We start from the raw sequence: 17,944 nt of genomic DNA, 5'->3' as shown, positions 1-17,944 counted from the left end.
TATCTTGAGCCAGATCGCTTTCTGGGGCGCCGTCGAACTCGGCCTCGTCTATGCGTTCGTGGCGCTGGGAGTCTATCTGGCCTTCCGTGTGCTCGACTTTCCCGATCTTACCGTTGACGGCTCGTTCCCGCTTGGGGCGGCCGTAGCGGCGGTGCTGATCCTGGCTGGCCTCGACCCCTGGCTGGCCTCCGCCGTGGCGATGGTAGCCGGTGCGATTGCCGGCTTGGTTACGGCGCTGCTCAATGTACGCTTCAAGATATTGCATCTGCTTGCGTCCATCCTGACGATGATAGCGCTGTTTTCGGTCAATCTGCGCGTGATGGGTCGGCCGAACGTGGCGCTAATCAACGCTGACACCATGCTGACGCCCTTTTACGGGCTTGGCCTTAGCGATTATCTGGTGCGGCCGCTGTTCATTGGCGTTTTGGCAATTATCGCGCTGCTGATGGTCTGGCGTTTCCTTGAAAGCGATGCCGGCCTTGCCATGCGCGCCACCGGCGCCAACCCACGAATGGCGCGCGCGCAAGGCGTGGACACCGCCTACCAGATCTACCTCGGCATGGCGCTCTCCAACGCGCTGGTGGCGCTCGGCGGCGCACTGTTTGCCCAGACCAACGGCTTTGCCGATGTTACATCGGGCGTCGGCACCATTGTCGTCGGATTGGCCGCTGTCATTATCGGCGAAACGCTGTTCGGCGCGCGTGGCATTCTCATCACGCTGATTGGCTGCATCGTGGGGTCGATCCTTTATCGCATTGCCATTCAACTGGCGCTTTCCAGCGATGTGCTGGGCTTGCAGGCATCCGACCTTAATCTGGTGACGGCGGTTTTGGTCACCTTCGCGCTTGTGCTGCCGCGCCTGCGCCGGGGAGGGAGTGGCCGATGATTTCGCTCAAGGATATCGGTGTTGTTTTCGGGCGTGGCACGCCGCTGGAAAAGAAGGCGCTTGCCGGCATCGATCTCGAGATCGAGCAGGGCATGTTCGTGACGGTGATCGGTTCGAACGGTGCCGGCAAATCGACCTTGCTCGGCGTGTTGGCCGGCGACATTGTGCCGACTTTCGGCAGAGTGACGATTGCGGGCACCGATGTGACGCGCAAGCCGACAACCAGGCGCGCGGAACTGGTAGCGCGCGTGTTTCAGGATCCGCTGGCGGGAAGCTGCGGGGCACTGACCATCGAGGAAAACCTGGCGCTTGCCGAACGGCGTGGCAAAAGGCGCGGACTGACGAGAGCGCTCAATTCGGCGCGCCGTGCGATCTTTCGCGAACGCATCGCCGATCTCAATCTCGGCCTGGAGAACCGGCTGGGCGACCGTATGGACCTGCTCTCGGGCGGCCAGCGTCAGGCGGTCTCGCTGGTCATGGCGACGCTGACCGATTCGCGGATGCTGCTGCTCGACGAGCATACGGCAGCACTCGATCCCGGCATGGCTGAGTTCGTCATGGGTTTGACCGAGAAGATTGTTTCCGAGCGCAAGCTGACCACGCTCATGGTCACGCATTCCATGCGCCAGGCGCTCGATTACGGCGACCGTACGATCATGCTGCACGGCGGCGAGATTGTGCTCGACGTCAGCGGCGAGGAACGCAAAGGCCTGCAGATCGAAGACCTGATCGCCATGTTCCGGCGCATTCGCGGCCAGACCATAGATGACGACGAGTTGCTGATCGGCTGATAGCTGCTTTTATTGCAGTCTCAGTGCGCTTCGTCCCAATTGTCGGCGGCGCGGGCATCCACCTGCAAGGGAACGGACAGCGAAACGGCAGGCATTGCCGCATTCTCCATGACTGTGCGCACGACGGGAATGGTCGCCTCGACCTCGCCTTCGACCGATTCGAAGATTAGTTCGTCGTGCACTTGCAAAAGCATGCGGGCGGAAAGACCCGCCTCGGCCAGTGCGCCTTCCATGCGGATCATGGCGCGGCGGATGATGTCGGCGGCCGTGCCCTGCAAACGCGCATTGATCGAGGCGCGTTCGTTGAACGCACGCACGGACGGATTTGACGAGCGAATTTCGGGATAATGGATGCGGCGGCCGAATACCGTCTCGACATAGCCGTTCTCTCGGGCGAAAGCCTTTGTTTCGTCCATGTAGTCACGGATACCGGGGAAACGTTCGAAATATTGCTTGATATAGGCTCCGGCCTCCTCGCGAGGGATTGAAAGCTGGTTGGCAAGGCCGAAGGCCGAAATGCCGTAGATGATGCCGAAATTGATCGCCTTGGCGCGGCGGCGCACTTCTGACGGCATGCCTTCGACCGGCACGTTGAACATTTCCGAAGCCGTGATGGCATGGATGTCCGCACCGTCGGCAAAGGCCTGCTTCAATTGCGGAATGTCCGCCACATCGGCCAGCACGCGCAATTCGATCTGGCTGTAATCGGCCGAGATCAGTTTGTGGCCCTTCTCGGCAATGAAAGCGGTGCGTATCTTGCGACCCTCCGCAGTACGTATGGGAATGTTTTGCAGATTCGGATCGGATGAGGAAAGCCGTCCGGTCGTTGTCGCGGCCAACGCATAGGAGGTATGGACGCGCCCGGTCTCCGGATGGATAAAGCCGGGCAGGGCGTCGGTGTAGGTCGATTTCAGTTTGGTCAGTTGGCGCCAGTCCACGATCTTGCGTGGCAGTTCATGGCCTTCGGCGGCGAGGTCTTCCAGAAGCTGCGCGGAGGTGGACCATTGGCCGGTCTTGGTCTTGGAGCCACCGGGCAGACCCATACGGCCGAACAATATGTCGCCGAGTTGCCTGGGCGAGCCGATGTTGATGCGTTCGCCGATCAGCGCATAGATGTCTTCCTCCAGACGGGCAGCGCCCTGTGCAAGGTCGCCGGACAGGCGCGACAGAATTTGGCGATCGACGGAGATGCCGCGCTGTTCCATCGCGGCCAGTACCGGCACCAGCGGTCGTTCCAGCCGTTCATAGACCGATACCAGGCCCTTGGCGGCGAGACGCGGCTTCAGCACTTGCCATAGCCGCAGCGTTACGTCGGCGTCCTCGGCGGCGTAACAGGTTGCCTTATCCAGCGGCACTTGATGGAAGCCGATGAAGCTCTTGCCGGACCCGGCGACGTCCTTGAAGGGGATCGTCTTGTGGCCGAGCCATTTGTCGGCAAGGAAATCCATGCCGTGGCCGCCTGTGACGCCGGCATCGAGCACGTAGGAAAGCAGCATCGTGTCGTCATAGGGCGTGACGTCGACACCGTGACGCTGCATGACGACGAGGTCGTATTTCAGGTTCTGCGCGATCTTGAGAACGGAACTGTCTTCCATCAGCGGCTTGAGAGTGGAAAGCGCGTCGCGGATCGGAATCTGCCCGTCCACCAGACCGCCGCCGAGTAAATCGTCCTGGCCGCTCTTGTGGCCAAGCGGCACATAGCAAGCGCGGCCGGGCGCTGTCGCCAGCGAAAAGCCGCACAGTTCAGCCTGCATAGGATCGAGCGAGGTCGTTTCAACATCGAAGGCGACGACACCGGCCTCGCGCGCCTCGGCGATCCATACCTCAAGCGTCGGCAGATCACGCACGCAATGATAAGCGTCGACGTCGATCTTGTCGGCCACTGCGGCCTCTGCCCGCTTGGCTGCGAGGAAAGAAGGGGTGAAACCCTCTTCCTTGGCAGCCGTCCCCGTCGCGGTCTTTTCATCGACTTCCAAGGCCTGCACGCCGGAGCCAACGTCCGGCCCGTGTGCGGTATCTGCGCGCTCGACGGCGACCGTTGCGGCTTCGATCTCGCCGGCTTCCGTGCCTGTCGCTTCGGCGACGCGCCGGGTGAGCGAAGAAAATTCCATCGCTTTCAGGAAGCCGATCAGTTTAGGCCCGTCAGCCGGATGGAGGACGAAGTCGTCAAGTGCTTCGGTGACGGGCACGTCGGTTCTGAGTGTCACCAATTGGCGTGAGATGAGCGCCTTGTCGGCATTGTCGATGATCGATTCGCGCCGCTTGTTCTGCTTGATCTCCGAAGCGCGTTCAAGCAGCGCGTCCAGGTCACCGAACTGTTCGAGAAGTTGCGCTGCCGTTTTCGGCCCAATGCCGGGAATGCCTGGCACATTATCCACCGAATCGCCGGTCAAAGCTTGCAAATCGATCATCTTTTCAGGCGGCACCCCCCATTTCTCGATAACGTCAAGAATACCGATCTGGCGATCCCTCATCGGGTCGTACATGCCGACCGTGGGACCGACGAGTTGCATCAGATCCTTGTCGGAAGAAACAATGGTGGTGTCGCCGCCAGCCTCGCAGGCGAGACGACAGTATGTGGCGATCAGATCGTCGGCCTCGAACCCTTCCATTTCCAGGCAGGGCAGGTTGAAGGCACGCGTCGCCTCGCGAATCAGCCCGAATTGCGGAATCAGATCCTCCGGCGGTGCGGAGCGATTGGCCTTGTATTCGGGATAGAGATCGTTGCGGAAGGTTTTGGATGAATAGTCGAAGATTACCGCAAAATGAGTGGGTGTAATGCCGGCATCCGTATTGCGCGCTTCGCGCAGAAGCTTCCAAAGCATGTTGCAGAAACCGGAGACTGCACCAATCGGCAGGCCGTCGGACTTGCGCGTCAATGGCGGCAGCGCGTGATAGGCGCGGAAAATGTAGCCGGACCCGTCAACCAGAAAGAGATGATCGCCTTTTTTCATGGCCGTTAGCCGTAGCGTGGCGTTGATAGCGTGTCCATGGCAAAGCAGCGCCATGGGCCGCGCTGCGGCCTCGTCCTGACATGGAGTACGCCCGTGCATGGCAAGCCAGCCAATATCATCACGGCCATGTTACAAAGATGTAATGTTCGTGCCCTTGAATCGCCACGTTCAGAACCACAGATAGCAGGCATCGGCAGTTTTCGCCGAAGTCCGGAGTAAGGCCCGTCCCCCGCCTATACCGGACACTGCGGCAGCCTAACCCCCCTCTCCGGGCTGCCGCATCGTTTGAGTAAGGCCGCCGTGGTTTCCCCTCCGCCACGGCGGCATTTTTTTGAGATTAAGTCATTGCGCCGCAGATTGCGTTCTTCATGTTTGCGCCTGTGCCGTATCGCGTAATGCGTTCAATTGAACGCACGGCGCTCTAACACTTTGATGGAACATCGGAATAACCCGAAAACCGGATTCCACTTTTCGGTCCGATGTTTTAAGGTGCCGCGCAAATTGAAAGGCCCGCCAAGCATGTCCGCAGTTTCCCCCGTCCTGGAACGTCTCGACCAGAATCTGGATGCCAGCCTCGAACGGCTGTTCGAATTGCTGAAGATCAAGTCGATCTCCACCGACCCGCATTATGCCGACGACTGTCGCAGGGCGGCGGAATGGTTGGTCGCGGACCTGAAAGCGATCGGCTTCGACGCCGGCGTGCGTCCGACGCCCGGTCATGCCATGGTGGTGGCGCATCACGAGGGGCCGGCAGGAAGCCCGCATATCCTGTTTTATGGGCATTACGACGTACAGCCGGTGGATCCGTTGGATTTGTGGGAGAGCGACCCTTTTGCGCCGGCGGTCAGGGAAGTCGAGCCGGGCCACAAGGTCATCACAGCGCGGGGCGCCTCGGATGACAAGGGGCAGTTGATGACCTTCGTAGAAGCCTGCCGCGCCTGGAAGGCCGAGCATGGCAATTTGCCCTGCCGCATCACGCTTCTTTTCGAAGGCGAAGAGGAATCCGGCTCGCCCTCGCTGAAGCCGTTCCTGGAAGCCAATGCCGAGGAACTAAAGGCCGATTTCGCGCTCGTTTGCGATACCGACATGTGGGACCGCACCACGCCCTCGATTTGTACTTCGCTGCGCGGGCTGGTCGGCGAGGAACTGGTGGTGAAGGCTGCGAACCGTGATCTGCATTCGGGCATGTATGGTGGCCCGGCGGCCAATCCGATCCGTATTCTGGCGAATATCCTTGCCGATATTCATGACGAGACCGGCCGCGTCACCATTCCCGGTTTCTATGAGGGCGTGGAAGAAACACCGTCGCAGGTGCTCAAGGCCTGGGAGACGCTGGGGCAGGACGCGAGGAGTTTCCTCGGTCCCATCGGCCTCTCCGAACCGGCGGGCGAGAAAGGGCGTTCCGTGCTGGAAATGGTATGGGCGCGCCCGACCGCTGAATTCAACGGCATTTCCGGTGGCTATACCGGCAAGGGGTTCAAGACGGTGATCGCGGCCGAGGCGTCGGCCAAGGTGTCATTCCGCCTCGTGCATCAACAGGATCCGAAGAAGATTCGTGCCGCGTTTCGCCAGTTTGCGGCAGAGCGAGTGCCCGCCGACTGCAAAATCGAATTCCATCCGCATGGCGGTTCGCCGGCGATCCAGCTTGGCTATGACTCCCCATTCCTGACCAAAGCCAGGCAGGCGCTGACTGATGAATGGCGGAAGCAGGCGGTTACCGTCGGCAGCGGCGGCTCCATTCCTGTCGTTGGCGATTTTCGCACCTATCTCGGCATGGAGTCGCTGCTGGTCGGCTTCGGGCTTGCGGACGACCGCATCCATTCGCCGAACGAGAAATACGAACTCAATTCATTTGCCAAGGGGCAGCGTTCCTGGGCGCGTATCCTTGAGGCGCTGGCGGCAAGGGGTTGATCATGACGAACACGAATATCCGCTTTCACACGAACGATCTGCCCGATCTTTCGCATTACAATGTCGAGGCGGTGGCCATCGACACCGAGACGCTGGGCCTGAAGCCGCATCGCGACCGGTTGTGCGTGGTGCAGATTTCGCCCGGCGACGGCAGCGCCGACGTTATCCAGATCGCACCGGGTCAGAAGCGCGCGCCGAACCTCGTCAGCCTGCTGAGGAACCGCAAGATCACCAAGCTGTTTCATTATGGCCGCTTCGATATCGCCGTGCTTTACCATGCCTTCGGGATAATGGCGGAGCCGGTGTTTTGCACCAAGATCGCGTCGAGGCTGACCCGCACCTATACCGACCGCCATGGGCTGAAGGACATCTGCAGCGAATTGCTGGGCATCAGCCTGTCCAAGCAGCAGCAATCGTCGGATTGGGCGGCCGAGGCACTTTCGCCCGAGCAACTCGAATATGCCGCTTCTGATGTACTTTATCTGCATCGACTGCGCGAGGTTCTGGCCGCGCGGCTCGCCCGTGACGGGCGTGCCCGGGAGGCCGATGCCTGCTTCCGCTTCCTGCCGACCCGCGCCAGGCTTGACCTGATGGGTTGGGACGAAGAGGACATCTTCGCGCATAGTTGAGCCGGAACCGCACGGTTGCGGGCGCGTTGTGCCGGACATTGGATTGAAGGAGGGATGATCGTGTCGAATAGGCAGCCAATCTCCACCGCGCCGAAGGACGGATCGGAGGTTACCGTCTATTGGGTCGACGGCGACGGTGTTGCGAACGAGTCGCTTGCGCGCTGGGACGCGGGCAATGGCGGGTGGTGGGCCTTTACCGACAGCACGACGCAAAAGAAAATCGAACCGACAAGCTGGCGCCCCGCCTCAGCGGATGATGAGGACCAGTAGGCTTGTGTCGCGCTTTAGTTGCGTTGGCTGGCTTCGAACACGTCTTTCCCCTAATCTGTTGGTTGTCGGAACCGGAAGCTGATTCGAAGCCCGTTTCGCGTTCAGCTTCCGTCCATTGGAGGGACGAGCATGGGTATTGAAAGCCTTATTGTCTTCATTATTATCGGTGCCATAGCCGGGTGGCTGGCGGGCTTGATCGTCAAGGGCTACGGCTTCGGACTACTCGGAAATATCGTTGTCGGCATCGTCGGCGCATTGATTGCCGGATGGCTGTTCCCGGTTGTGGGCCTGCCTCTGGGCGGTGGCATATTGGCCGCTATCATACAGGCGGTTGTCGGCGCGGTGGTCTTGCTGGTTCTGATCCGATTGGTCAAATCCGCCTGACGGGAGACGGAGGGCCTCATGGATCGCAATACGCTTTATCTCGTCATCGGCGCGCTGGTCGTCGTGGTGATTGCGCTTGGAATTTATACCTATCGCCAGGAACATCGCCCCGAAGGCGTCGAGTTGAAAATCGACGACAACGGCATCTCCATCCAGAAGAACTGAGTCGCGCAGCAATGGCAGCAGTTCTAAATGAGAGCGACCTCAAGCTCTTTTTCGGTCCGATGCTCTAATGCGCCAGCGTTCCGGGTTTGGCTTCGCGTCCAACCGGCAGCGGCGGTGTGCCGCTGTCCACCAACAGCCCTGTAATGCGGGCAAAGCCGGTAAATGATTTCCGGGCCTCTTCCGCCGTCATTTGCATGGCCATGGCGGCGCTGCAGCAATTGAAGGCGCAACGATAGACTGGTCCGCGCCGTCCGACTGGCCATTCGCGCAAAAAGGCCAATGCCTCGGCGACATTTTCGATATCTTCGACAGGATGACCACTTCCGCGCGACACCCGCACGGACGAAAAGAATTGCAGACGATTCATGTCCTTCCTCCGCTGGTCGCACAAACTGGTAATGGTAAACAATGCGTTTTCACGCCATTGGTTCCATATGATTACATATAATTCGGGAAATGGGTATGCGTAAGCGGTAGGCAGGGTGCATGCGGAGAAAGCCGGACGATCGGCCGGGTCGGCAGTGAAAATCCCTTGCCCTTGGCGGCATTCCGAACAAACATCTCCGCCGCGGCGATTGCAGCGACGGCCTTCAGGTTGGAACTCTTTGCCGCCGGACGACTTAAAGTGACCCAACGAGGGAGTTCCGGAAATGAGCCTGAATCTGAAGAATGTCGCCATCGCACTATTGGGTGTGCTGGCCTACAAGAACCGCGACAAGATCGGCGAATTGCTCACCGGCAAGTCATCAAGCGACCCGAGTGGCGCTGAGGCAGATAGCGGTGGCGGGTTGTCAGATGCGTTGAACGATATTCTCGATCGGTTCAAGACAAATGGCGCTGGCGAACATGTGGATTCCTGGGTCGGAACCGGCCCGAACAGGACGCTCGATCGTGCCCATGTCGAACAGGCTATTGATCCCGATACGTTGAACGCATTGTCGGCGCAGACGGGCCTATCGCGTGACGAATTGATCGAACGTCTGACCAAGGACCTTCCGGATGCGGTGAACGAACTCACCCCGGATGGAAAGATGCCGAGCGGTGATCTGGCCAGGCTGATGGGCAATCTGGAGGCCAGCGGGCGAGCCTGAAAAAGCCCTTTTGCCATGATTATCGAGGAGACGCCGTTCCGCTGAATGGCGTCTCTTTTGTTTTGGGCCATACGATCGGCCTTATGGCCCGGCTATATGGTCGACAAATGCTGGTTTGTTTCCAGCCGGTTGGTAAAGCCCTGCCTTAACTCGCCCTTAAATCGCCGCATCTACTGTCCAGTCCGAGCGCCATCGCATGAGGAAGACGCAGCTTAACGCATGGCGGATCGCAGGGAAAAACGCATCGAGCCCAGCTTCGATGGCCCGCCGAAGACGGCGGCGTCGGGCTTTTCGGTGCGCGAAGAGGATCGCGTCGTGCCGAGCAATCGTAAATCGTCTACCGGCCGCAAATCATCCAAATCGAAACCCGTGGCGCGCGGACGCCGCCGTAGCAAGAAGCGCAGTCTAGGTATAGTCGGCCTTTTTGGGCGGCTGGCCTATTGGGGCTTCGTTCTGACAATCTGGGGCGGTATCGCCGTTGCCGGCATCGTCGTCTATTACGGTGCTCAGATGCCGGCAGCAACCACCTGGACCATTCCGGATCGGGCACCCAACATCAAGATCGTCTCGGCGGACGGCCACCTGCTTGCCAATCGGGGCATGAGCGGCGGCGAGGCGGTCGGCCTTGGCGACATGTCACCCTATATCCCCGAAGCTGTCGTCGCCATCGAGGACCGGCGCTTCTATTCGCATTTCGGCATCGATCCGATCGGGCTGGCGCGCGCCATGGCGACCAATGTGTTGGAAGGCCGCCTTTCGGAGGGTGGTTCGACGCTGACCCAGCAGCTTGCCAAGAACCTGTTCCTGGAACCTGACAGGACGATCGAGCGCAAGGTGCAGGAGATGCTGCTCGCATTATGGCTGGAGCATAAATACACCAAGGACCAGATACTGCAGATGTATCTCAACAGGGTCTATTTCGGCTCCGGCGCCTATGGGGTGGAGGCGGCGTCGCAGCGCTATTTTGGAAAGAGCGCGCGCGACGTTTCGCTGTCGCAAGCCGCTTTGCTCGCCGGCCTGCTCAAAGCGCCTTCGCGGCTTTCGCCCGCGCATGATCCCAAAGCGGCCGAGGAGCGTTCGCAACTGGTTCTGGCGGCCATGCGCGAGGAAGGCATGATCAGCGCCAAAGAACTGGCTCATGCCGAGAGCACGCCGGCAACGCATGCGCCTTCCTATTGGACGGGCTCGGAAAACTATGTCGCCGATACCATTATGGACAAGTTGCCGGACCTGATCGGCGATGTGAAGGGCGACATCGTCATCGATACAACGGTCGATCTCACCTTGCAGAAGGCGGCGGAGAAATCGATCCGCGACCTGATCGACAAGAACGGCAAGAAGCGTGGAGTCAGCCAGGCCGCACTGGTGGCGATCGACAGCAGCGGAGCGGTCCGCGCCATGGTGGGGGGCTACGACTATTCGGCAAGCCAGTTCGACCGGGCAACCGATGCCCACCGCCAGCCGGGTTCCGCCTTCAAGCCGTTTGTCTACACGGCGGCGCTGGAAGCCGGCCGTACGCCCGATAGTGTTCGCAACGATGCGCCTATCAAGATCGGCAATTGGACGCCGGACAATTACGGCGGCAAATATTACGGCAAGGTCACGCTGGCCACCGCTCTGGCCAAATCGCTCAATTCGGTAGCTGCACAGCTTGCCATGGAGGTAGGGCCGAAGGCCGTGGTCGAGGTGGCGCACCGCTTGGGCATCCAGTCCGATCTCAAGACCAATGTGTCGATTGCGCTCGGCACGTCGGAGGTGACGCCGCTGGAACTGACCGCCGCCTATGTGCCCTTCGCCAATGGCGGCTATCGGCCGGAATTGCATTTCATTCGCCGGATCACCACCGCTAATGGCAAGGTTCTCTACTCGAATGATGGCGGTAAGGCGCCGCGTGTCATCAGTCCGCAAGTCGTTGGCATGATGAATTCCATGCTGGAGGGCACCGTCGAGGCCGGCACCGGCAAGCGGGCTGCTTTCGGCTGGCCTTCGGCCGGCAAGACCGGGACCAGCCAGAATTCGCGCGATGCCTGGTTCGTCGGCTACACTGCAAACCTGACTACCGGCGTGTGGTTCGGTAATGATGACGGCCACGCCATGAAACATGTCACTGGCGGTTCTCTGCCGGCGGAGGCTTGGCATGAATTCATGATTGCGGCACATAAGGGCATTCCACCGAGACCGCTGCCAGGAACCTGGAAATCGACGCCGTCCGACAGGATCGTACCTGACGAAATGCCGCCTGCCGATGTGCCGATGGCCAATGTCGGGGAACCTTCCCGCCGAATGGCGCCGTCCATACCGGCGCCGGTGTCGAGGGAGCCAACTCCCGTGCCGCAGCGTGCCGTGGGTACGGCCGAAGCCAATGCGAGGGGAGATTTCGGCATGCCGGCAGATGGTGCGTCCACCGGTTCGATCGGCCATCCTGTGCCCCCCGGTAATGTCGGCGGCCGTCGCAAGACCCGGCAGACATCGATCCTGGACATTTTGTCCGGCGGATAGCTTTATCGTAAATGGCCTCGCCAGCATCACCGTGTTCGGTTACATCGTCGGGCCGGAGACACAGACGCCATGACCGAGACCGACAAAAGAAAGACAATCGTGCTGACGGGGGCGAGCCGAGGTATCGGTCATGCCACGGTCAAGCGCTTCTCACGCGAAGGCTGGCGTGTCATCACCTGTTCACGGCAGGCTTTCGCCGAAGATTGCCCGTGGCCGGCAGGACCGGAGGATCATATCCGCGTCGACCTGACCGATCCGGAGGATGTCGGCGTCGCCGTCTCGGAGATTCGCCACCGGCTGAAGGCGCATGGCGGGCAGCTTAATGCGCTGATCAACAATGCCGGAATTTCGCCAAAACTCGCCAGTGGCGACCGTATGAACTCCATCGATACGCCAATGCATGTGTGGCGCCATGTATTCCAGGTCAATTTCTTTGCACCCATCATGTTGGCGCGTGGTCTCTTCTCTGAGCTTTCTGCGGCGCGTGGCTCGATCCTCAACGTCACCTCGATTGCCGGCACGCGGGTGCATCCATTCGCCGGCACGGCCTATGCGACATCCAAGGCCGCCCTCGGCTCGCTGACACGCGAGATGGCACATGATTTCGGCCCGCACGGCATTCGCGTCAATGCCATCGCGCCGGGAGAGATCGACACCGCGATCCTGTCGCCGGGCACGGAAAAGATCGTCGAATCCATCCCATTGCGCCGCCTCGGCACAACGGGTGAAGTTGCCGATACGATCTTTTTCCTGTGCTCGGGCGAAGCCTCCTATGTGAACGGCTCGGAGATCCATATCAATGGCGGGCAGCATGTCTGAGGCATGATCGGCCTGGCGGAAATTTATTCTTCGCTGTCGAACGCTTTCAGAAAAGCGATTGTCGGCAAGTTGTGATCACGCGAGCGCGTTTCTTCAGACTTTCCCTGAACACGGCTAGAAATTCCAGCCTGTTCAGGGTTTTACCGCAATGCCGCAGACGACGCCTAAGCTCAACGCCTTTCCCGTATTCATGCGCGTGGAAGGCCGCCCGGTTGTCATCGTCGGCGGCGGCGAGGAGGCCTTGGCCAAGGCGCGACTGATCGCTCAGTCATCAGCCGATATTCGCATCGTCGCGGAGATGGTGGCGCCGGATTTGCTGGCCTGGATTGCAGCGAATGAAGTGTCCCATATCGCCGGGCCTTATGAAACTTCCCGGCTCGAAGGCGCTGCGCTTGTCTTCGCGGCTAGCGGAGAGGAAGAACTGGATCGGCGTGTCGTTTCGGATGCGCGCCGGCTGGGCATCCTCGTCAATGCCGTGGATCGGCCGGAATTGTGCGATTTCTTCACCCCCGCCTTGGTGAACCGCGCGCCGGTGGCCATAGCCGTCGGTACGGAGGGGGCGGGGCCGGTGCTGGCGCAGATGATCCGCGCCCGTATCGACTGGATGCTGTCTCCCTCGCTCGGCTCCCTCGCAAGCCTTGCGGCGTCCTTGCGCGGCACGGCCGAAAGCCTGTTGCCGAAAGGCAATGCGCGCCGTCGTTTCTGGCGCGATTTCTTTACAGGTGCGCCAGCGCGCGCTGCAGAAGCTGGCCGGGTCGCCGAGGCTCACGACAAGGCGATCGACCTTCTGCTTTCAGGGGCCAAGACCGGCGGCCATATTGCGCTGGTCGGGGCCGGTCCCGGCGCGGAAGACCTTCTGACGCTGCGTGCCCAACGGCTTTTGATGGAAGCCGACGCGATCCTTTATGATGCGCTGGTTCCGGAGCCGGTTGTCGCCATGGGCCGGCGTGATGCCGAACGCATTTCTGTCGGCAAGCGCAAGGGCTGCCATTCGAAAACGCAAGCCGAGATCAACGCGCTTCTGGTGCGGCTTGGCCGCGCCGGCAAGCGCGTGGTGCGGCTCAAAAGCGGCGATCCGCTGGTGTTCGGCCGTGCCGGTGAGGAGATGGCGGCGTTGCGCGATGCCGGTATCTCATATGAGGTGGTGCCGGGTGTGACCGCCGCCTTTGCCGCCGCTGCCGATTTCGAACTGCCCCTGACGCTGCGCGGCATCACCTCCTCAATGGTCTTCACCACCGGCCACGATCTCAAGGGCTCGACCCTGCCGGACTGGGCGCGGCTTGCTGTTTCCGGCGCGACCGTCGCCGTCTATATGGGGCGCTCCGTGGCTGCGGAAGTGGCCGAGCGGCTAATCGCCGCCGGCCTGTCGCCTGATACGGCTGTCGCGGTGGTGGAGAATGCCAGCCTGTCCGGCCGTCGCCGTTTTCACGGCACGCTGGCCGACCTGCCATCGCTGGAGCAGCGCATCGATCTTTCCGGTCCGGTGATGACCATCATCGGCGATGCCGTGGCTGGTGCGAATTTCGCCGGTTCGGAACCGTTGGCTGGCCGTCGGAGCGCCATGCCGACCTCCGTTGGCACCATGCCGACTGACGCTTGAGGGACCATCCCATGGAACAGAAGGCCAGGCAACTCGGACAGATCAGCGAAGTCGAGGCAGGGATCGGCGCCGAAGCGGCGGGGTTGGATGCCCTCTATGGCCATCTTTCCGCGCATGACATCGTCGAACGCTCGCTCGGTACACTATTTTCGGGCGCGATCGCTGCGGTGTCGTCTTTTGGCGCGGATTCGGCAGTGCTGCTGCACCTGATCGCCGAGGTAGACCGTCATCTGCCAGTGATCTTTCTCGATACCGGCAAGCATTTCGAGGAAACGCTGCATTATCGCGATGCCCTGGCCGCCGATTTCGGCCTGACTGATATTCGCGTGATCGAGCCGGATCCCGCCACGCTGGAGCGCATCGACCCGACCGGCCGGCTGCACGAAACGGATGTCGAGGCTTGCTGCGCGGTGCGCAAGGTGGAGCCGATGGCGCGTGGAGTGGAGCCGTTTCAGGCGTGGTTTACCGGACGCAAGCGTTTTCAGGCTTCGACGCGCGCGATGCTCCCGGTCTTCGAGGCTGTTGGCTCGCGCATCCGTATCAATCCGCTGGCGCGCTGGACGACGACTGATCAGGCCGACTATATGCGCGCTCATCGCCTGCGTGAAAATCCGTTGGTTGCATACGGTTATCTGTCGATTGGCTGCTTTCCTTGCACACAACCGGTGAAGCCGGGTGAAGACGCGCGCAGCGGCCGCTGGGCCGGTCAAGCCAAGACCGAGTGCGGCATCCACCTCTCCGGATTGGAGAAATCGCTGACTGACGCTTCGCTATAAATCAGGACATCGGATCGAAAGCGGAGTCCGGATTTTGAGCTATTCCGAAGCTCGACCAACCTGATGCGTTCTTCGTGCAGTGAGTGTACATCCGGCTTGATTTCCTTAGCCGCATTTGTGCGGCGCCAGACGATTCTGTCTGGCTGCAAAATGCTCTAGCGACCGTTACAGTCGCTTGTTTCCTCGGCATATTGTAACTTTTTCAGAAGGGTGCGCATGTGTTCGGGAATGTCGGCGACGACCTTGAAAGTCGGTAGCGTTTGGACGAAACGCGAGGTCGCCTCGTCGCCGAACTGACGTCTGATTTCGGCGGAAAGCCTGTCATGCTTGTTGGCGCTGCTGCCGGCCATTGTCTCAAAATCCTTTCGACTTCGAAACTCCCCCGATCCCGACATGGTTCCCGCAAAGCTATTCGGCCGCAAGCAATGAGCGAAAACACGGTAAACTTTGAATTAATATGGAATGATCCGGCATATGCACATATCGGAACGCAGCGCATCACGCTTCGTGAGGTTCCAACCCTTGATTTTTGGTCCATGAACCTCGATATCGGGCACGATCCCCAAACCGTTCAAGATAGTGGAAAACGGCAATGAGCGACCAGGCAAAAGACGAACACGCGCCCGACCAGAACGAGGCGACGGAGGCCATGGCCGAGCGTGCGGAAGGCGGCGTCGAGGACGACTACGAAGCACTCATGCGGCTGTTGAAGGAAAATGAAGAACTGAAGGACAAGGCGCTGCGCGCCGCTGCCGAGATGGAAAATCTGCGCCGCCGCACTGTCCGCGATGTGCATGATGCGCGCTCTTACGCGATCGCCAATTTCGCGCGCGACATGCTGCAAGTCGCCGACAATCTGCAACGCGCGCTGGAGGCGATCCCCGCCGAGGCCAGAGAATCGGGCGGTGCCGGCTTCAAGGCACTGATTGAAGGCGTGGACATCACCGCTCGCGGGTTGCTTTCGACGCTTGAACGTCATGGCGTGAAGAAACTCGCGCCCGAAGGTGAGAAATTCGATCCGAACTTCCATCAGGCGATGTTCGAGGTGCCGAACCCAGAAGTTGCGGCCGGCACGGTCGTGCAGGTGGTGCAGCCGGGCTATTCGATCGGTGAACGGGTGTTGCGGCCGGCGATGGTGGGCGTTGCCAAGGGCGGCTCCAAACCGGCAGCCGATGCGAACCCACCGGCAGAGGGCTCGGATGAGGGCAATACCCAATAGAGCCTGATCCGAAAAATCGCAGGCGATTAGATCATGCTGTAAATCAAAAGTTTAAAGCGAGATGGCGGCCAACTCGACGTCATCCTGCTTTAGTCGCGAGGTGTTGGCAAAAGGCGAAGGGCGGGAATGGGTGAACAGGACAAGGCGATGTGCCCCTTGCGCTTTCCTTGTTCTTCGTCGACCTTGCCGCAATCCTTTGCTGTCTTCCTGGCCGGCCATGCCTTTCGTTACCTTCCTCGACTATGCCGGCGTCGCCGTCTTCGCGGCGACGGGCGCGCTGGCGGCCTCGCGCAAGGAACTCGACATCATCGGCTTTCTGTTTCTCGCCAGCGTGACCGGTATCGGCGGCGGTACGTTTCGTGATCTCATCCTCGGCATTCCGGTATTCTGGGTGATAAACCGTGATTATGTGTGGATTTGCGCTTCTGTAGCCGTGCTGGTGTTTTTGACGGCGCATCGCTTCGAATCTCGTTACAAACTCCTGTTATGGCTCGATGCGGTCGGTATTTCGGCTTTTTCGGTGATGGGCGCAGCCAAAGGCCTTGTCGTCACCGGATCGGTCTCTGTCGCAATCATTACCGGCATGCTGACGGCGACATTCGGCGGCATATTGCGTGATTTGCTCGCCGGCGAGCCGTCTGTGTTGTTGCGGCCGGAAATCTATGTCACGGCGACACTCATTGGTGCCGCCGTCTATACCGGCGCCGACATTGCCGGCTTGGCGCCACTCTTGGCGTCAATACTGGGCTTCGTGGCGGCTTTTATCGTACGTGGCGGAGCGCTCAGGTTCGGCTGGACGTTTCCGGCCTATAAAGGCCGCCCCGGCCGGCATCCCGACGACATTCCATAGGGTCCGATGCAGCAAAACGGCTATGCCGCGAAGCGCTGCGCCTCGCTGCCGTAGTAATTGACGTAGCGCGCGCTGATTTCTTGAACCGGCAGCACTACGCAGACATCCACGGTGCAGAAATCGTGATCGATGACGCAGCCGTCGCCGACACGCGCGCCGATGCGCAAATAGCCCTTGACCAGCGGCGGCATGGCCGCGATTGCCGCCTTGGCGTTTACCGCCTCGATGGGCATCATGTCCATCGGGCAATAGCGTGCGGGCAGCGCCCGCACATCCCACAATGAAGGCGTCCGGCTATGATGGGCAAGATAGGTCAGTGCCTCGGCATGGGCTGCAGGCACCGTGCCGTGAAAAGAGGCGCAGCCGGTCATGACGCCGATGTCGTAATGGTTCACATAGGCCCAGATGCCCTGCCAAAGCACTTCAATAGTGCGCTTTGAACGGTATTCGGGCAGGACGCAGGAGCGGCCAAGTTCGAGAAAACGCTGACCCGGATGGCGCGCCACCAACCCGCTCAGATCGAATTCGTCCTCGGTATAGAAGCCGCCGGCGGCGGCGGCGGATTCCTGCCTGAGGAGGCGGTAAGTACCGACGATGCGCCGATGCTCAGGGCCGTTGATGCTGGTATCGAAGACCAGAAGGTGATCGCAAAGCGGATCGAAGCGGTCGCGGTCGCGGTGGTCGAGCGCGTGCAACATGCCCTTGCGGGCACCCAGTTCGTCGTAGAAAACGCGATAGCGAATTTCCTGCGCTGCGGCGATCTCGGCCTCGCTGCTGGCGAGGCGGACCTCAAGGCTACCAATGCGGCCCAACGCAGTGCCGGAGAAGATGTCGCTTCCTTTCGTTGTCGAAGCGACGACACCGCTGGGCTTCGCATGGGTTTCACTTTGCGGCGTCGCAGACTGCACGAGTGATCCTCCTTCGAGCCATCCCTCTCGGCGCGGGGATACGCTGGTGGTGCAACAGGATTGTGACACTACCGTGATACGGCGTGAGGAGCAAACAATAGCGCAAGATTGGCGGGTATGTGGCGCGCCAGAGCGGCGTTTTTCCGGCGCGTCGCGGATTCCGGGCGAGGCGATGCCGCGAACTCACATCCG

19 protein-coding genes are annotated in these 17,944 nt (G+C 60.5%); 15 read left to right on the top strand and 4 right to left on the bottom strand.

The genetic code is table 11. The features are described from left to right. Nucleotides 1–4 precede the first annotated feature (4 nt). Together BFN67_RS08215 and BFN67_RS08210 are read left to right on the top strand one after the other, a co-directional pair. Entirely contained in the window at nt 5–886 is an 882-nt protein-coding gene (locus tag BFN67_RS08215; RefSeq protein ID WP_080919138.1) for an ABC transporter permease, read from the top strand. Then, nucleotides 883–1,677: an ABC transporter ATP-binding protein gene (locus tag BFN67_RS08210; RefSeq protein WP_080919137.1), complete on the top strand. Its 795-nt coding sequence runs from the start codon at nt 883–885 to the stop codon at nt 1,675–1,677. Before BFN67_RS08215 ends, BFN67_RS08210 begins: the two co-directional genes overlap by 4 nt. A 20-nt stretch (nt 1,678–1,697) precedes the next feature. Here the strand turns inward: BFN67_RS08210 and polA are convergent, their stop codons facing one another. Further along, entirely contained in the window at nt 1,698–4,631 is a 2,934-nt protein-coding gene (polA, locus tag BFN67_RS08205) for a DNA polymerase I (RefSeq protein WP_080919136.1), read from the bottom strand. A 519-nt stretch (nt 4,632–5,150) separates the two neighbouring features. On the opposite strand from polA, the gene BFN67_RS08200 reads away from it, so the two are divergent. The 5 genes from BFN67_RS08200 (at nt 5,151) to BFN67_RS23940 (ending at nt 7,990) form a co-directional block, all read left to right on the top strand. Then, the gene (locus BFN67_RS08200; RefSeq protein WP_080919135.1) at nt 5,151–6,542 is read left to right on the top strand and encodes a M20/M25/M40 family metallo-hydrolase; all 1,392 of its coding nucleotides are present in this window, start codon (nt 5,151–5,153) and stop codon (nt 6,540–6,542) included. A 2-nt stretch (nt 6,543–6,544) separates the two neighbouring features. Then, complete coding sequence (locus tag BFN67_RS08195; protein ID WP_080919134.1) at nt 6,545–7,171, top strand: ribonuclease D; 627 nt, start codon at nt 6,545–6,547, stop codon at nt 7,169–7,171. 60 nt (nt 7,172–7,231) lie between these two features. Next, complete coding sequence (locus BFN67_RS08190; protein ID WP_080919172.1) at nt 7,232–7,441, top strand: hypothetical protein; 210 nt, start codon at nt 7,232–7,234, stop codon at nt 7,439–7,441. A gap of 129 nt (nt 7,442–7,570) precedes the next feature. Next, a complete protein-coding gene (locus tag BFN67_RS08185) occupies nt 7,571–7,825 on the top strand; it encodes a GlsB/YeaQ/YmgE family stress response membrane protein (protein ID WP_080919133.1) in 255 nt (84 codons plus the stop codon). A gap of 18 nt (nt 7,826–7,843) precedes the next feature. Continuing rightward, nucleotides 7,844–7,990: a hypothetical protein gene (locus tag BFN67_RS23940; RefSeq protein WP_139789085.1), complete on the top strand. Its 147-nt coding sequence runs from the start codon at nt 7,844–7,846 to the stop codon at nt 7,988–7,990. A 64-nt stretch (nt 7,991–8,054) separates the two neighbouring features. Here BFN67_RS23940 and BFN67_RS24775 read toward each other — a convergent pair whose 3' ends face one another. Continuing rightward, complete coding sequence (locus BFN67_RS24775) at nt 8,055–8,624, bottom strand: DUF982 domain-containing protein (protein WP_245295187.1); 570 nt, start codon at nt 8,622–8,624, stop codon at nt 8,055–8,057. A gap of 16 nt (nt 8,625–8,640) precedes the next feature. Here BFN67_RS24775 and BFN67_RS08175 point away from each other — a divergent pair, with 16 nt between their 5' ends. The 5 genes from BFN67_RS08175 to BFN67_RS08155 all read left to right on the top strand — a co-directional run bounded on the left by BFN67_RS08175 (nt 8,641) and on the right by BFN67_RS08155 (nt 14,775). Further along, entirely contained in the window at nt 8,641–9,081 is a 441-nt protein-coding gene (locus BFN67_RS08175) for a YidB family protein (RefSeq protein WP_080919131.1), read from the top strand. A gap of 219 nt (nt 9,082–9,300) precedes the next feature. Then, nucleotides 9,301–11,580: a transglycosylase domain-containing protein gene (locus BFN67_RS08170; RefSeq protein ID WP_080919130.1), complete on the top strand. Its 2,280-nt coding sequence runs from the start codon at nt 9,301–9,303 to the stop codon at nt 11,578–11,580. A gap of 69 nt (nt 11,581–11,649) precedes the next feature. Next, nucleotides 11,650–12,399: an SDR family NAD(P)-dependent oxidoreductase gene (locus BFN67_RS08165; RefSeq protein WP_080919129.1), complete on the top strand. Its 750-nt coding sequence runs from the start codon at nt 11,650–11,652 to the stop codon at nt 12,397–12,399. 148 nt (nt 12,400–12,547) lie between these two features. Further along, nucleotides 12,548–13,999, top strand: a complete 1,452-nt coding sequence (gene cysG / locus BFN67_RS08160; protein ID WP_080919128.1) for a siroheme synthase CysG — start codon at nt 12,548–12,550, stop codon at nt 13,997–13,999. A gap of 11 nt (nt 14,000–14,010) precedes the next feature. Continuing rightward, nucleotides 14,011–14,775, top strand: coding sequence for a phosphoadenylyl-sulfate reductase (locus BFN67_RS08155; RefSeq protein WP_080919127.1), 765 nt, complete (start codon nt 14,011–14,013; stop codon nt 14,773–14,775). 155 nt (nt 14,776–14,930) lie between these two features. Here the strand turns inward: BFN67_RS08155 and BFN67_RS08150 are convergent, their stop codons facing one another. Then, nucleotides 14,931–15,125: a hypothetical protein gene (locus tag BFN67_RS08150; protein WP_080919126.1), complete on the bottom strand. Its 195-nt coding sequence runs from the start codon at nt 15,123–15,125 to the stop codon at nt 14,931–14,933. A gap of 75 nt (nt 15,126–15,200) precedes the next feature. Here BFN67_RS08150 and BFN67_RS24315 point away from each other — a divergent pair, with 75 nt between their 5' ends. The 3 genes from BFN67_RS24315 to BFN67_RS08140 all read left to right on the top strand — a co-directional run bounded on the left by BFN67_RS24315 (nt 15,201) and on the right by BFN67_RS08140 (nt 16,844). After that, a complete protein-coding gene (locus BFN67_RS24315; protein WP_158083493.1) occupies nt 15,201–15,371 on the top strand; it encodes a hypothetical protein in 171 nt (56 codons plus the stop codon). Continuing rightward, complete coding sequence (gene grpE, locus BFN67_RS08145) at nt 15,368–15,994, top strand: nucleotide exchange factor GrpE (protein WP_080919125.1); 627 nt, start codon at nt 15,368–15,370, stop codon at nt 15,992–15,994. Before BFN67_RS24315 ends, grpE begins: the two co-directional genes overlap by 4 nt. A gap of 217 nt (nt 15,995–16,211) precedes the next feature. Beyond that, nucleotides 16,212–16,844: a trimeric intracellular cation channel family protein gene (locus BFN67_RS08140; protein WP_080919171.1), complete on the top strand. Its 633-nt coding sequence runs from the start codon at nt 16,212–16,214 to the stop codon at nt 16,842–16,844. Between the two features lie 20 nt (nt 16,845–16,864). Here the strand turns inward: BFN67_RS08140 and olsB are convergent, their stop codons facing one another. Next, the gene (gene olsB / locus BFN67_RS08135) at nt 16,865–17,674 is read right to left on the bottom strand and encodes a l-ornithine N(alpha)-acyltransferase (protein WP_245295192.1); all 810 of its coding nucleotides are present in this window, start codon (nt 17,672–17,674) and stop codon (nt 16,865–16,867) included. Nucleotides 17,675–17,944: the final 270 nt, after the last annotated feature.

Origin of the sequence: Manganibacter manganicus, assembly GCF_002075885.1 — a bacterium.
In the GTDB taxonomy this organism is placed as follows: Bacteria; Pseudomonadota; Alphaproteobacteria; order Rhizobiales; family Rhizobiaceae; genus Mesorhizobium; species Mesorhizobium manganicum.
This window is presented reverse-complemented; position numbering and strand designations above follow the sequence as displayed.